Below are 14,017 nucleotides of genomic sequence, written 5' to 3'. Positions count from 1 at the left end.
TCGTTCGTCCTTTGAACTATAGCAGACTGGGTCCCCAAAAATAGCTAGCTGATGTCGAGAATATTGACCTCGAACAACAGGGTTTTTCCGGCCAGCGGATGGTTAAAATCCACTGAAACTTTGTCATCGTTAAACTCGGTCACGATGCCCGGTATTTCGCCACCTGGCTCCTGAAAAGAGACCACCAACCCCGGTTCCAGATCCATATCCTTGAACTCACTGCGTGCCATAACCTGCACATTGGAGGGGTTATGCTGCCCAAAACCACGTTCCGGTGCGATGGTGAGTTCGGCATGTTCGCCCGCCTTCAGGCCCAGCATCGCCTGTTCGAACCCTTCCGGGATATTACCGTCACCAAAAGTAAAGGTCGCAGGGTTTGCTTCAAAGTTGGAATCGACAATCTGCCCGTCCTGCAGTTTGATCGCAAAATGCAGGGTGACGGTCCGACCCGGCCCCACAGCCAGTTCACTCATGTTGTTACCTCTGTGAAGATTGTTTATCGCCAATCAACATATCGATGATCAGCAGTCCGGCACCCAGTGTGATCGCGGTATCGGCCAGATTAAACGCGGGGAAGTACCACCCGCTATAATGCAGCGAAATGAAATCGACCACATGCCCATGGATAATACGGTCATACAGGTTGCCCAGAGCACCGCCGAGCAGCAGTGCCAGACCGCAGCCTAACCACCAGGGCTTTAAGGGTGAGCGCTTCATCCAGACCAGCAGCAGCAGACTCACAGCCACGGCGACCAGAATAAAAAACCAGCGCTGCCAACCATCACCACCGGCGAGAAAGCTGAAGGCAGCCCCTCGGTTGTAGAGCAAGGTAAGGTCAAACACCGGCAGTATCGGCACGGGGTCAGCATAGTCGAGCCGGGTATCAGCCAGATATTTGGTGACCCAGTCCGCTACCAAAACTACGAGCGTCAGCCAGAGCCAGCGCAGAGCGCTGGCTTTATTCTGCAGTGTATCCATCAGGCGTACTGACGCTGCTCGCCCGCTCCTTTCACGTTATCAATGCAACGCCCACACAGCTCCGGATCTTCACTGTGCTGCCCCACATCTTCGCGATGGTGCCAGCAGCGGCCACACTTGGCCTGCTCCGATGCCTTAATCGCCACCTTCAGCCCGTTCACGTCGGTGTCACGGGCGTCAGCTGCATCGGCCAGCGGCTCCAGGCGCGCCACGGATGTAATCAAGACAAAGCGCAGTTCATCACCCAGTTTGGACAGCAATGCCTGCAGCGTCTCATCCACGTACAAGGTGACTTCAGCAGCCAGGGAGGCCTTGACCAGCTTCTCGTTACGGGCGTCTTCCAGGCACTTGTTAACCGCGTCCTTGACGGCCATCACCTGCTGCCAGAAATCAGGGCCAAATTCATCATCGAAGGCTGCCGTGCTCAGACCGTCGTACCAGGTGGTCAGCAGCACAGATTCACGACGCTGCCCCGGCAGCACTTCGTAGATCTCCTCGGCGGTGAACGTCAGGACCGGTGCGATCCAGCGGGTCAGCGCTTCCGCGATGTGGTAAAGCGCACTCTGGCAGGAGCGGCGCGCGAGACTGTCTGGTTTGGTGGTGTACTGGCGGTCCTTGATGATATCCAGATAAAAGCCGCCCAGCTCACGGACGCAGAAGTTATGCACCTGCTGATAAACATCCAGGAAGCGGTAGCCATCGTAGGCGTCGGTCACCTTTTTCTGCAGACGTGCAGTCGCATCAACGGCCCAGCGGTCCAGCGCCAGCATCTCCTCGGGCTGCACCATGTCGGTGGCCGGATCGAAGCCGTTCAGGTTGGCCAGCAGGAAGCGCGCTGTATTACGGATACGGCGATAGGAGTCTGCCGTGCGCTGCAGGATTTGCTTGGACACGGCCATCTCGCCGGAGTAGTCGGTGGAGGCCACCCACAAACGCAGGATATCGGCACCCAGAGAGTCGGTTACCTCCTGCGGCGCGATCACGTTACCGAGCGACTTGGACATCTTGTAGCCCTTCTCATCGACGGTAAAGCCGTGGGTCAGCACCTGCTTATAGGGCGCGCACTCGTTGATAGCAATGGAGGTTTTCAGCGAGGATTGGAACCAGCCTCGATGCTGATCCGAGCCCTCCAGATACATATCCGCCGGGAAACGCAGGCCGTCGCGCTGAGCCAGTACCGAGTAGTGGGTCACACCGGAATCGAACCAGACATCCAGCGTATCGGTAACCTTATCGTAGTCGTCCGCTTCATTACCCAGCAGTTCTTTGGCATCCAGTTCGAACCAGGCATCCATACCGCCCGCTTCGATCTTCTGCGCCACCTGTTCGATCAACTCCTGGGTACGCGGATGCAGCTCACCGGTCTGCTTGTGGGTAAACAGTGTGATCGGCACACCCCAGGTGCGCTGACGGGAGACACACCAGTCCGGACTCTGATCGACCATCGCCTCGATGCGATTCTGGCCCCAGTCCGGGAACCACTGCACCCCCTGAATCGCTTCCAGCGCATGCTTCTTGAGTCCCTTCTCCTCCATGGAGACAAACCACTGCGGCGTCGCCCGGTAGATCAGCGGTGTCTTGGTGCGCCAGCAGTGCGGGTAGCTGTGCTGGAAGCGCTTGAGATGAACCAGCTTGCCTTCACGGGACAGCGCATCACAGACTGGCTCATCGGCCTTGTAAACATGAATACCGGCAAACTCGCCCGCCGCATCGGTATAGGTACCGTTAGCCTGCACCAGATTAAGGGTCTCCAGACCGTACTGCTGACCGACCACAAAATCCTCCATACCGTGATCGGGGGCGGTGTGTACGGCACCGGTACCAGCATCGGTGGTGACATGATCGCCAAGAATTACCGGCACCTGCTTGTCGTAGATCGGATGCTTAAGCTGGAGCAGCTCCAGTGCTGCGCCATTGCAGGTAGAGAGCACTTCGAACTTATCCACACCCCAGCGCGCCATGATGTCGTCAACCATCTCGGCAGCCAGCACCAGACGGTCCAGCCCCTGCTCGGTATGCGCTTCCACCAGCGCATAATCCAGCGCACCGTTGAGTGAAACCGCCTGGTTAGCCGGGATAGTCCAGGGCGTGGTGGTCCAGATAACCACGGATACCGGCGTGGCGATCGCCTCCGCCCCGAACAGCTTCAGCACCTTGTCCTGATCCACGAAGGTGAAACGCACATCGATGGCAGTGGAGGTTTTGTCCTGGTACTCCACTTCCGCTTCAGCCAGGGCTGACTGGCCCACGACGCTCCAGTAAACCGGTTTGTAGCCCTTGACCAGATGACCGTTGGCGATGATTTTGCCCAGGGCGCGAACGATATTGGCCTCGGTATCGAAGTTCATGGTCAGGTAGGGGTTTTCCCAGTCACCGATCACACCCAGGCGGATAAAGTCTTTCTTCTGACCTTCAACCTGCTCGGCGGCGTATTCGCGACATTTCTGACGGAACTCACGGTAGGGCACCTTTTCGCCGGCCTTACCGATCATGGTTTCCACCTTGTGCTCAATCGGCAAACCGTGACAGTCCCAACCCGGCACATAGGGCGCATCGAAGCCGCTCAGCGTCTTCGACTTGACGATCATATCCTTGATCACCTTGTTGACCGCGTGACCGATATGAATATTGCCGTTGGCATAGGGAGGGCCATCATGAAGGATGAATTGCGGGCGTCCCTTACCCTCCGCGCGCAACTTGGCATAGAGGTCGATCTCAGCCCAACGCTCCAGACGTGAAGGTTCACGGTTGGGCAGGTTCCCGCGCATCGGGAAGGCCGTTTCAGGCAAATTCAAAGTCGGTTTGTAATCGGTCATAACAATATGTCCCAGCGTTAATCGTGCGAGCGACTCGATACCAGCCACTGGCGGGCGGCTTCGATATCGCTACTAATCTGTGTCTTGAGTGCATCCAGCCCGTCGAACCGGCGCTCCTCACGCAAAAAGTGCCTGAACTCCACCTGCACCAACTCGCCGTAGAGGTTGCCCTGAAAGTCCAGCAGATGAGCCTCCAATACCGGCTGGCGACCGTGCACCGTCGGTCGCATGCCCACGTTACAAACGCCGGGCACGCGCTTACCCCGTACCAGGCAGTCGACCACGTAGACGCCCCGTAACGGGCAGGCGAAACGGTGCATACGCACATTGGCCGTAGGCGCTCCCAGCTCCCGCCCCAGCTTCTGGCCATGCATAACGCGCCCGGCAACCCGGTATGGACGTCCCAGCAGCCGCTCGGCCAGGTCAAACTGGTGGGCCTGCAGCGCGGCTCTGACCCGGGTACTGCTGACACGTTCCTGATCAACTTCAAAGGTGGCTGTTTCTTCCACACTGAAGCCATACTGCGTGCCGGCTTCGCGTAACAGCGCGAAATCTCCCCGACGGTCACAACCGAAACGGAAATCATCCCCGACCACGAAATGACTGACGTGGAGCCGCTCAACCAGCAGCTGACGGATAAAATCGTCAGCCGACATGCTCCGCAGCCGCGTGTTAAACATCAGGCAGAGCACGCGTTCGACCCCGGCGAACTCCAGCAATCTTACTTTTTCACCAAAGCGGGTCAGACGCGGAGGCGCCTGCTCGGGTGTGAAAAATTCGCGTGGCTGGGGCTCAAAAATAATCACCACACTGGGCAGCCCCAGCTCCGCCGCTTTAGCGTGAACCTGCGCTAACACCGCCTGATGACCGCGATGAACACCATCGAAATTACCGATCGTGGCCACACAGCCCTGATGACGTTCGCGCAGATTGTGTAAACCGCGAATCAGTTCCATATTTATGAATCGACCACCCGGAGAAACATGCCTTTGCCCACGTGCGCCCATATCCGCGCCGTGCAAACGCCGGAGTATACCGCAGAACCGCCGGGGTGATTAAGTCCTGATCAACCTCTCAGATGGCGCAATCGAACACCACAGAGAAAGAGGACCGCCCCATAAATCAACACACCACCACTGACCAGTAGCGCCATCCACTGCACGCGCAACCAGAGATCCGCTTCCAGCCATTGCCCAGGCGCCTGCGCCAGCCCGAGCAGAAACAGCGCCATGGAACCGTTGGCCAGCACCAGCCGAAGCGTAAAACGCCCCCAACCGGGCTGACGCTGAAAAACGCCCGCTTTTAACAACCCACGAAACAGGAAACCGGCGTTAATAAACGCCGACAGACTGGTTGCCAGCGCCAGCCCCGCGTGATCAAGCGGCCAGACCAGAATCAGATTAAAAACCATGTTGGCCGCCATGGCCCAGGCCGCGATCTTAACCGGCGTTGCCGTATCCTGGCGCGAGAAATACCCGGTCGCGAGCACTTTGATCAGCATAAAGGCAACCAGTCCGATGCCGTAAGCCCTCAGGCTCATCGCCGACATAACCACATCGCGGTCACTCATAGCACCGTAGTGAAACAGCGTGGTTAACAGAGGCTCAGCCAGTATCACCAGTGCCAGCGCCGCCGGTACGCCAATCAGAAGCACCATACGGATCGCCCAGTCCAGCGTGCGCGAAAACTGATCGGCTGATTTTTCCGCATGGCGCCGGGAAAGACTGGGCAGAATCACGGTAGCAATAGCGATCCCGAACACACCCAGCGGGAGCTCGGAAAGACGATCGGAATAATACAGCCAGGACACACTGCCGGTTTGCAGGAAAGAAGCAAGCACCGTATCGAGCAGCAGGTTTATCTGTGCTACCGACACACCGAACAGCGCCGGTACCATCAAGCGCAATATGCGACGAACGCCCTCATCCTTCCAACCGGACGCCGGCACTGGCAGGAGCCGCAATCGAGCCAAAAACGGCAGCTGAAACATGAGCTGGACAGCACCCGCCATCAGCACTCCCCAGGCCAGCGCCATCACCGGCGTTTCCAGTTGCGGACTGAGCAGAACCGCTGATCCGATCAGCGACATATTGAGCAGTACCGGCGTAAACGCCGGTATCGCGAACCGCTCATAGGCGTTCAGGATCGCACCGCAAAATGCGGTCAGCGAGATCAGCATCAGGTAGGGGAAGGTGATCCGCAGCATCTGCGCCGCCTGATCATACTTTTCACCGCCATCCAGATAAAAACCGGGCGCGAACAGGACGGCCAGCAGCGGAGCTCCAAGTACACCTGCCAAGGTTACCAGCAACAATACCGACCCCAGAGAACCGGCGACCCGGTTTACAAGTTCCTGCACAGCACTCAGGTCGCGCTGGCTGCGATATTCCGAAAGCACGGGCACAAACGCCTGCGAGAACGCACCCTCAGCAAACAGACGGCGTAGAAAGTTGGGCACTTTGAAGGCCACAAAGAAGGCATCTGCGCTGCCGCTGGCGCCGAAATAACCCGCGATCACCACATCACGGATTAAGCCCAACACGCGAGAGAGCATGGTCATAACGCCCACGACACCGCTGGAGCGAAGCAGACCGGGTGATTTTGACTGAGACTCGGACACGATGGCCATTCCCTGAGAGGCACAAGCTTGATATGCTCGGCGAATCATACAGCGCGCCGGACGCTGACGAAACTGAAAATCCCGCCAGAACAGATTCAGACGCTTGACATACCTCTGTCAAACATGAATAATCTCGCGTCTAATTTTCGGCACACGTACCGACGTATTCTGATCAACCCAAATTTTAAGGAGCCAGATCGTGGCGAATTCCGCAGGATCCCGTAAACGTGCTCGCCAGGCGGAGAAGCGTCGTAAGCACAACGCTAGCCTGCGCTCCATGGTGCGCACATACTTCAAGAAAGTTCTGAAAGCAATTGCCAGCGGCGACCAGGCTGCAGCTCAGGAAGCTTTCAAGACTGCTCAGCCGCTGCTGGATAGCGCGGTAAACAAGGGCATCTTCAAGAAAAACAAGGTAGCCCGCACCAAGAGCCGCCTGAACGCCAAGATCAAAGCGCTGGCATAAGCGCTGGATCGAAGCTCCAAAAGAACCGGCCCAGGCCGGTTTTTTTGCGTCCGCGCGATGCCGGACACAGACCCCAGCTCCTTATTCAAAAAGAACCGCCATAAAAAAACGCCGACATCGGCCGGCGCTTTCGCTTTTTAAATTTCACACTATCAGAAGCGCTCAGGCCAGAACCAGATTATCCCGATGCACCAGCTCCGGCTCACCCATAAAGCCGAGCCGCCCTACAATCTCCGCACTGGGAAAGCCGATAATTCGACGCGCATCCTCGATACCGTAGTTCACCAGCCCTCGCGCCACGATGGCACCCGCCTCATCCAGCATCAGTACCATCTCACCCCGGGAGAACTCACCGGACACCGACACCACACCGGCGGGCAACAGGCTTTTGCCACCGGATACCAGCGCCCGCACCGCCCCGGCATCCAGGACCAGGGAACCCCGAGCCTGCAGGTGACCCGCGATCCACTGCTTGCGCGCCGCCACCGGCTCTTTCTCAGGAACAAGCAACGTTCCCAGCTGCTCGCCCGCTGCAAGCCTCAGCAAGACGTTCTGCTCACGCCCGCTGGCGATCACCGTCTGCGCACCAGAGCGCGCCGCCAGACGCGCCGCACGCACCTTTGTGGCCATGCCGCCGCGCCCGAGCTTACCGCCACCCCCCGCCATGGAGATAAGACGATCATCCTCCGCCCTCGCTTCATGCACAAAGGGCGCACCCGGGTTGTTGCGCGGATCCGACTCATACAGACCACTCTGATCGGTCAGCAGAATCAGCGCATCCGCTTCAATTGCGTTAGCGACCAACGCCCCCAACGTATCGTTATCGCCAAACCGAATTTCACTGGTCACCACCGTGTCGTTTTCATTCACAACGGCGATAACACCCAGCTCAATCAGGGTGGAAAGCGCAGAACGCGCATTCAGATAGCGCTTACGGTTGGACAGGTCATCATGGGTCAGCAAAACCTGGGCGGTATGCAGTCCATGGCGCGCAAAGCTCGATTCGTACGCCTGAACCAGCCCCATCTGACCAACAGCCGCAGCGGCTTGCTGCCGATGTACCTCGGTAGGACGATCGCTCCAGCCGAGACGCTGCATACCCGCGGCAATTGAACCCGAGGAAACCAGCACGACCTCGACACCCTGTTTACGCAGCTGAGCCACCTGATCAACCCAGTGACCAATGGCAGTCAGATCAAGCCCCTGCCCATCATTGGTTAACAGCGCACTGCCAATCTTGACAACCCAGCGCCCGGGCTGCGCCAATCCTTCACGACCCGCTACCACGTATTCTTACTCCGCCCTTAATCCTATTAAACCCAACGCTTTCAACGCGATCATCAAGGCGGGAGGCGCTATCAGCGCACCCACTCCACATCCACGTCGTAGTCGTCATCATCGAAATCGTCATCATCCAGCCCGTCCTTCTGAGCCTGACGACGGGCCCGCATTTCAGCCTTGAGACGCTCCAGGTTCTCACGCGCCTCATGATCAATGATCGCACGCGTCTCACGCTCCTGCTCCAGCAACTCCGGATCTTCGGCAGCTGCGGCACGGCGCGCATCCAGAAAATCCTGCAGATCATGCACCAGAGGCGACAATCCCTCTTTCGCCAGCGCCGAGACCCGGTAGACAGGCCCGGACCACTCCAGCGCGTCAAGAACCGCCTGACAGGCGCTTTCACGCTCCTCTTCCGGCAGCAGATCCAGCTTGTTCAGAACCAGCCAGCGAGGCTGCTCGGCCAGCGTAGGACTGAACTTGGTCAACTCTTCGACCGCAGTGACCGCCGCTTCGGCAGGCGTTACTTCATCCCAGGGCGCCATATCCACCAGATGCAGCAGCACCCGATTGCGCGCCAGGTGCTTGAGGAAACGAATCCCCAGCCCCGCACCTTCAGCCGCACCCTCGATAATGCCCGGGATATCCGCAACCACGAAACTACGATGCGCCTCGGTACGCACAACACCAAGGTTCGGCACCAGCGTGGTAAACGGATAGTCGGCCACCTTGGGCTTAGCGGCGGAGATAGAACGAATCAGTGTAGACTTGCCCGCGTTCGGCAATCCCAACAGCCCCACATCAGCAATAACCTTGAGCTCCAGACGCACATGGCGCAGCTCGCCCGGAGTACCATTGGTGGTCTGCCGCGGCGCACGGTTAACACTGCTTTTATAACGGGTATTGCCAAGACCATGAAAACCGCCCTGGGCGATTTTAACTACCTGACCGATTTCAGTCAGATCAGCCAACACTTCATCGGTATCCACATCCACCACCGTGGTACCCACCGGCAGTTTCAACACCAGATCTTCACCTTTGGCACCGGTACAGTTACGACCACTGCCCTGCTCACCATTTTGTGCCTTGTATTGGCGGGTATAGCGGTAGTCGATCAGCGTATTCAGCCCATCATCAGCCTCAACAAAGATAGAGCCACCATCACCACCATCACCGCCGTCAGGACCACCCTTCGGGATGAATTTTTCGCGCCGGAAGCTCATGCAGCCGTTTCCGCCCTTACCGGCCTCAACCGTAATGATCGCCTCATCGACAAATTTCACAACTCACCTCCCGAAAGGTATTGACCCCGAACAGTCGGGTTATAAACAAAAAAAGCCCCGCCTTAGCGGAGCTTTTTTCGACTTCAGCGTGCCGCTCAGGCAGAAACGACGCTGACGTACTTACGGTTGTTCGGGCCTTTAACCTCGAACTTGACCACACCATCCGCCTTGGCGAACAGGGTGAAGTCTTTACCCTGACCAACGTTTTCACCTGCGTGGAACTTGGTACCACGCTGACGGATCAGGATATTGCCAGCGATAACGTTCTGACCACCGAAGCGCTTAACACCAAGGCGCTTGGACTGTGAGTCGCGTCCGTTACGCGTGGAACCACCAGCCTTCTTATGAGCCATTATTCAATCTCCTGTCTGATTAGCCACTGATACCAGTGATTTTGACCTCAGTGAACCACTGACGGTGGCCCTGACGCTTCATGTGATGCTTACGACGACGGAACTTGATGATGTTCACTTTCTCGCCACGACCATGGGAAACGACTTCAGCCGCAACCTTGGCACCTTCAACAACCGGCGCACCGACTTTAACGTCATCACCGTTGCCGACCAGCAGCACACGATCAAACTCAACATTGGAACCCGCTTCAGCCGACAGCTTTTCCAGCTTCAGCGTCTGGCCTTCCTGAACGCGGTACTGCTTACCGCCGCTCACAATAACTGCAAACATGTTTTTCTCCAGTATTACGCCTGCCCGGCTACTAGTCAGAAAACCTACTTCTAAGGGCCCCGCTTAACGGCCAAAACCGCTTGGGCGCTGACACCCTATGGTAGGGAGCAAAGTTGGACAGGCTTAGGGCGCGCAATAATACAGAAAGCGCCTACAAAGCTCAAGCACAATCCCGTTTTTATCCCGGCGTGTCGTCGCCTTTTCTTGACACTCTCCGACCATCTCCCTAGCATTTCGCGAACTATTCTGTCGACAGCCATGCCCCAGCCATGCAGCCACACCAGATCAACCCGCTGATAGAACCGCAATTCGATGCGGTTACTGACTACATTCTCAACCATCTGGGCTCCAACGTCCCGCTGGTCGAAAACATCGGTCACTACATCGTAGAGAGTGGCGGCAAACGCTTGCGCCCGCTGCTGGTGTTGTTGGCGGCCAACGCCTGTGGCTATGAAGGCAAACAGCATATCCCGCTGGCCGCCGTGATTGAGTTTATCCATACCGCCACACTGCTGCATGACGACGTGGTTGATAATTCCGAACTCAGGCGCGGCAACGCCACGGCCAACGCCAAGTGGGGTAACGCCCCAAGCGTTCTGGTTGGCGACTTCCTTTACTCCCGGTCGTTCCAGATCATGGTGGAGATAGGCAGCATGCCGATCATGGAAGTGATCTCCAACGCGACCACGGTTATCGCTGAGGGCGAAGTACTCCAGCTGCTTAACCAGCGCAACCCGGATACCACCGAAGAGTCCTATATGAACGTGATTCTCGGCAAGACCGCCATGCTGTTTGAGGCGGCGACCGAGTGTGGAGCGATCCTCGCTGGCAGCGATGCGCAGGCCCGTGAGGCCCTGCGTCTGTATGGCCGCCATCTGGGTATCGCCTTCCAGCTGGTGGACGATGTCATGGACTACCTCTCAAGCAGCGAAGAGATGGGCAAGAACGTGGGCGACGACCTCGCCGAAGGCAAAGCCACGTTGCCGCTCATCTATGCCATGCGCGAAGGTAACGATGAAGAACGCGCTTTGGTGCGCGAAGCGATCCGCAAAGGCGGACTGGATGATCTGGCACCGGTGATGGATGTGGTGCGCCGTACCGGCGCCATCGACTACACCAAAGCCCAGGCCCAGGCCCAGGTCGATAAAGCCCTGGCAGAGCTGGCCAAGCTGCCTGGCACAAGCTTCACCGACACACTGACCAAGATCGCCGAGAAAGCGGTCGAGCGTACCCGCTAACCGCGCATGCGTGGTTTACTGCCGATGGAGCAGATAAGCCACCTCCCGCTGAGTCCCCCGGTGCGTCTCCTCCGGCTCCCCCGCCTCTAATCGAATGACGGTAAAGGCGGGTTCAAACAGCTCGCGCACCTCGTTTTCGTAAACCGCGAAGGGAGGGCCGGCGTCACCGCCAAACTCCATCGTGACCAGCAGCATCGGCGAACCCGACGGCGTACGCTGCACGAGGCGTTCGGCATAACGCTTACGCATCGCCGGAGGCAGTGCAATCAAAGCGGCGCGATCATAGACGGCGCCGACGCCACGAAATACCTCCCAGGGCAATTCGAACATATCCGCGGTAATCAGCACGATACCGTCCCGTTCACGGCGGTGATAGTTATCGATGGTGACCGGTGCCACATCGATGCCCTGATCATGGAAGAAGTCACGGCAGGCGATATCGCTAAGATCGATCCCCAGCACCTCCAGCCCCTGCTCCCGCAGCCAGAGCATATCCACGGATTTGCCGCATAGAGGAACCAGTACCCGTGTATCAGGTGCCACCCTCAATCGGTCCCAGAAACGCTCAAGCCAGACGTTAACCTGATCCTGATGAAAACCGATCCGCCCCTCTTGCCAGCGCTGATGCCAGAACGCTTTTTCCATTTTTATTATGCCCCCGATCACCGAGAAACCAATTTTGCCGACACAGTCCGTGCTCTAGCCGGACCTAACCGGTATAATATATGGCTATTCTGAACAAAACGGATGTGGATAAACAGTTTCTCATGACCAGACCTTCCTCCTTTGAACGCGAAGACCTGCTCAAATGCGGTCACGGCGAGATGTTTGGCCCGGGTAACGCCCAGCTGCCAGTCGACAATATGCTGATGATGGACCGCATCACCCTGATTACCGCCGAAGGTGGCGAGTATGGCAAGGGTGAAATCATCGCGGAGCTGGATATCCGCCCCGACCTGTGGTTTTTCGATTGCCACTTTCCGGGCGATCCAGTGATGCCAGGCTGCCTTGGCCTGGACGCCATGTGGCAGCTGGTGGGCTTTTTCCTGGGTTGGCGCGGAAACGAAGGCCGCGGCCGCGCGCTGGGCTCCGGCGAAGTTAAATTCACCGGCCAGGTGCTGCCGAGCGCGCAGAAAGTTACCTATCATATCAACCTGAAGCGCGTCATCGAGCGCAAACTGGTGATGGGTATAGCCGATGGTTCACTTTCCGTCGATGGCCGTGAGATCTACACTGCCAAGGACCTGCGGGTTGGGCTTTTCAAGCAGACGGATAATTTTTAAGTCAGTGCAGCGCGGTCAAGGTTGAATAAAGATCACGCTTGAGGGCGAACTCGAACCCGGACCGCACATCCAATTAACAGAGTTCACAATAATTGAGAGAGGCTACACATGCGACGCGTCGTGGTGACCGGTATGGGGATTGTTTCCTGTCTGGGCAATGACAAGGAAGCGGTTCTTAATTCGCTGAAAGAGGGGCGCTCCGGCATCAAGTATCAACCGGAGTACGCTGATCTGGGCTTTCGCAGCCAAGTGGCAGGCAGTGTCGATATCGACCTGGACAGCCTGATCGATCGCAAACTACGCCGTTTCATGGGTAATGCGGCGGCCTATGCTTATGTCGCCATGAATCAGGCAGTTGAGGACTCCGGTCTGAGCGAAGATCAGGTATCCAATGTCCGTACCGGTCTGATTGCCGGCTCTGGCGGGGCCTCCTCCGCCGATATCGTGGAAGCAGCCGATATTTTGCGCGACAAGGGTGTACGCCGTGTAGGTCCTTATCGTGTAACCCGCACCATGGGCTCAACCGTCTCTGCCTGCCTGGCTACTCCGTTCAAGATCAAGGGTGTTAACTACTCGATCACTTCAGCCTGCGCCACCAGCGCGCACTGTATCGGTGCCGCCATGGAGCAGATCCAGCTGGGTAAGCAGGATGTTATCTTTGCCGGCGGCGGTGAGGAGCTGCACTGGTCCCTGACCTGCATGTTCGACGCCATGGGCGCGCTGTCCAGCAAGTACAATGACACACCGGAGCTGGCCTCCCGTGCCTACGATGCCAACCGCGACGGTTTCGTCATCGCCGGTGGCGCCGGCATGCTGGTTCTGGAAGACCTGGAACACGCCAAGGCGCGTGGTGCCAAGATCTACGCTGAGCTGGTGGGTTACGGCGCGACCTCCGACGGCTACGACATGGTCGCTCCGTCCGGAGAAGGCGCTGTACGCTGCATGCAGCAGGCGATGTCCACCGTGGACGGCAAGATCGACTATATCAACTCCCACGGCACATCGACCCCGGCCGGCGATATCCAGGAGCTGAAAGCGATGAAGACCACCTTCGGCGACGACATGCCGTCGGTGAGTTCAACCAAGTCGCTGACCGGCCACTCCCTCGGCGCCACGGGCGCTCAGGAAGCGATCTACAGCCTGCTGATGCAGCAGAACGACTTCATCTGCGCGTCCGCCAACATCCAGGACCTGGACCCAGAGGCCGAGGGCCTGCCGGTGGTGACCGAACGTCAGGATGGCGTCAACCTGGAGCGCGTCATGTCCAACAGCTTCGGTTTTGGTGGCACTAACTCCACGTTGGTGTTCCAGAAATACAGCGACTGACCCCTGGCATAGACTGCATAAAAAACCCGTCTTTCGAGACGGGTTTTT

Annotated in this window: 14 protein-coding genes; 4 read left to right on the top strand and 10 right to left on the bottom strand. The window is 57.7% G+C overall.

What is annotated here, in order from left to right; genetic code table 11:
- Positions 1-44: 44 nt before the first annotated feature.
- The 5 genes from G403_RS0110810 to murJ all read right to left on the bottom strand — a co-directional run bounded on the left by G403_RS0110810 (position 45) and on the right by murJ (position 6,423).
- On the bottom strand, positions 45-473 hold the full coding sequence (locus G403_RS0110810) for an FKBP-type peptidyl-prolyl cis-trans isomerase (RefSeq protein WP_027854016.1): 429 nt from the start codon (positions 471-473) through the stop codon (positions 45-47).
- A 4-nt stretch (positions 474-477) separates the two neighbouring features.
- A complete protein-coding gene (gene lspA / locus G403_RS22965; protein WP_036233464.1) occupies positions 478-978 on the bottom strand; it encodes a signal peptidase II in 501 nt (166 codons plus the stop codon).
- The gene (gene ileS / locus G403_RS0110800) at positions 978-3,794 is read right to left on the bottom strand and encodes an isoleucine--tRNA ligase (protein WP_027854015.1); all 2,817 of its coding nucleotides are present in this window, start codon (positions 3,792-3,794) and stop codon (positions 978-980) included. The genes lspA and ileS overlap by 1 nt, the downstream gene beginning before the upstream one ends.
- A 17-nt stretch (positions 3,795-3,811) precedes the next feature.
- Positions 3,812-4,750: a bifunctional riboflavin kinase/FAD synthetase gene (gene ribF / locus G403_RS0110795; protein ID WP_027854014.1), complete on the bottom strand. Its 939-nt coding sequence runs from the start codon at positions 4,748-4,750 to the stop codon at positions 3,812-3,814.
- A 110-nt stretch (positions 4,751-4,860) separates the two neighbouring features.
- Complete coding sequence (murJ, locus tag G403_RS0110790) at positions 4,861-6,423, bottom strand: murein biosynthesis integral membrane protein MurJ (protein WP_027854013.1); 1,563 nt, start codon at positions 6,421-6,423, stop codon at positions 4,861-4,863.
- Between the two features lie 190 nt (positions 6,424-6,613).
- On the opposite strand from murJ, the gene rpsT reads away from it, so the two are divergent.
- The gene (gene rpsT, locus G403_RS0110785; RefSeq protein ID WP_027854012.1) at positions 6,614-6,877 is read left to right on the top strand and encodes a 30S ribosomal protein S20; all 264 of its coding nucleotides are present in this window, start codon (positions 6,614-6,616) and stop codon (positions 6,875-6,877) included.
- Positions 6,878-7,039: 162 nt separating this feature from the next.
- Here the strand turns inward: rpsT and proB are convergent, their stop codons facing one another.
- The 4 genes from proB to rplU all read right to left on the bottom strand — a co-directional run bounded on the left by proB (position 7,040) and on the right by rplU (position 10,122).
- Positions 7,040-8,164: a glutamate 5-kinase gene (gene proB, locus G403_RS0110780; protein ID WP_027854011.1), complete on the bottom strand. Its 1,125-nt coding sequence runs from the start codon at positions 8,162-8,164 to the stop codon at positions 7,040-7,042.
- Between the two features lie 71 nt (positions 8,165-8,235).
- Positions 8,236-9,438, bottom strand: coding sequence for an Obg family GTPase CgtA (gene cgtA, locus G403_RS0110775; RefSeq protein ID WP_027854010.1), 1,203 nt, complete (start codon positions 9,436-9,438; stop codon positions 8,236-8,238).
- Between the two features lie 95 nt (positions 9,439-9,533).
- Positions 9,534-9,791, bottom strand: coding sequence for a 50S ribosomal protein L27 (gene rpmA / locus G403_RS0110770; RefSeq protein ID WP_027854009.1), 258 nt, complete (start codon positions 9,789-9,791; stop codon positions 9,534-9,536).
- A 19-nt stretch (positions 9,792-9,810) separates the two neighbouring features.
- Positions 9,811-10,122 carry a 50S ribosomal protein L21 gene (gene rplU, locus G403_RS0110765; RefSeq protein WP_027854008.1) on the bottom strand — a complete coding sequence of 104 codons (312 nt, stop codon included), beginning with the start codon at positions 10,120-10,122 and terminating at the stop codon, positions 9,811-9,813.
- 269 nt (positions 10,123-10,391) lie between these two features.
- Between rplU and G403_RS0110760 the strand changes: the two genes are divergently transcribed.
- Complete coding sequence (locus tag G403_RS0110760; protein ID WP_027854007.1) at positions 10,392-11,360, top strand: polyprenyl synthetase family protein; 969 nt, start codon at positions 10,392-10,394, stop codon at positions 11,358-11,360.
- A 15-nt stretch (positions 11,361-11,375) separates the two neighbouring features.
- Here the strand turns inward: G403_RS0110760 and G403_RS0110755 are convergent, their stop codons facing one another.
- Entirely contained in the window at positions 11,376-12,005 is a 630-nt protein-coding gene (locus G403_RS0110755; protein WP_027854006.1) for a thiopurine S-methyltransferase, read from the bottom strand.
- A gap of 122 nt (positions 12,006-12,127) precedes the next feature.
- On the opposite strand from G403_RS0110755, the gene fabA reads away from it, so the two are divergent.
- On the top strand, positions 12,128-12,643 hold the full coding sequence (gene fabA, locus G403_RS0110750) for a 3-hydroxyacyl-[acyl-carrier-protein] dehydratase FabA (RefSeq protein WP_027854005.1): 516 nt from the start codon (positions 12,128-12,130) through the stop codon (positions 12,641-12,643).
- Positions 12,644-12,751: 108 nt separating this feature from the next.
- Positions 12,752-13,969 carry a beta-ketoacyl-ACP synthase I gene (fabB, locus tag G403_RS0110745; RefSeq protein WP_027854004.1) on the top strand — a complete coding sequence of 406 codons (1,218 nt, stop codon included), beginning with the start codon at positions 12,752-12,754 and terminating at the stop codon, positions 13,967-13,969.
- Positions 13,970-14,017 lie beyond the last annotated feature (48 nt).

The sequence above is a fragment of the Marinobacterium litorale DSM 23545 genome (genome assembly GCF_000428985.1).
Classification (GTDB): Bacteria; Pseudomonadota; Gammaproteobacteria; order Pseudomonadales; family Balneatricaceae; genus Marinobacterium_D; species Marinobacterium_D litorale.
This window is presented reverse-complemented; position numbering and strand designations above follow the sequence as displayed.

What these genes read in the sequence shown, in the direction of transcription:
- lspA (WP_036233464.1), bottom strand. Translation starts at nt 978, where the DNA reads ATGGATACACTGCAGAATAAAGCCAGCGCTCTGCGCTGGCTCTGGCTG.
- G403_RS0110810 (WP_027854016.1), bottom strand. Translation starts at nt 473, where the DNA reads ATGAGTGAACTGGCTGTGGGGCCGGGTCGGACCGTCACCCTGCATTTT.
- ribF (WP_027854014.1), bottom strand. Translation starts at nt 4,750, where the DNA reads ATGGAACTGATTCGCGGTTTACACAATCTGCGCGAACGTCATCAGGGC.
- fabA (WP_027854005.1), top strand. Translation starts at nt 12,128, where the DNA reads ATGACCAGACCTTCCTCCTTTGAACGCGAAGACCTGCTCAAATGCGGT.
- rplU (WP_027854008.1), bottom strand. Translation starts at nt 10,122, where the DNA reads ATGTTTGCAGTTATTGTGAGCGGCGGTAAGCAGTACCGCGTTCAGGAA.
- fabB (WP_027854004.1), top strand. Translation starts at nt 12,752, where the DNA reads ATGCGACGCGTCGTGGTGACCGGTATGGGGATTGTTTCCTGTCTGGGC.
- murJ (WP_027854013.1), bottom strand. Translation starts at nt 6,423, where the DNA reads ATGGCCATCGTGTCCGAGTCTCAGTCAAAATCACCCGGTCTGCTTCGC.
- G403_RS0110755 (WP_027854006.1), bottom strand. Translation starts at nt 12,005, where the DNA reads ATGGAAAAAGCGTTCTGGCATCAGCGCTGGCAAGAGGGGCGGATCGGT.
- G403_RS0110760 (WP_027854007.1), top strand. Translation starts at nt 10,392, where the DNA reads ATGCAGCCACACCAGATCAACCCGCTGATAGAACCGCAATTCGATGCG.
- ileS (WP_027854015.1), bottom strand. Translation starts at nt 3,794, where the DNA reads ATGACCGATTACAAACCGACTTTGAATTTGCCTGAAACGGCCTTCCCG.
- rpmA (WP_027854009.1), bottom strand. Translation starts at nt 9,791, where the DNA reads ATGGCTCATAAGAAGGCTGGTGGTTCCACGCGTAACGGACGCGACTCA.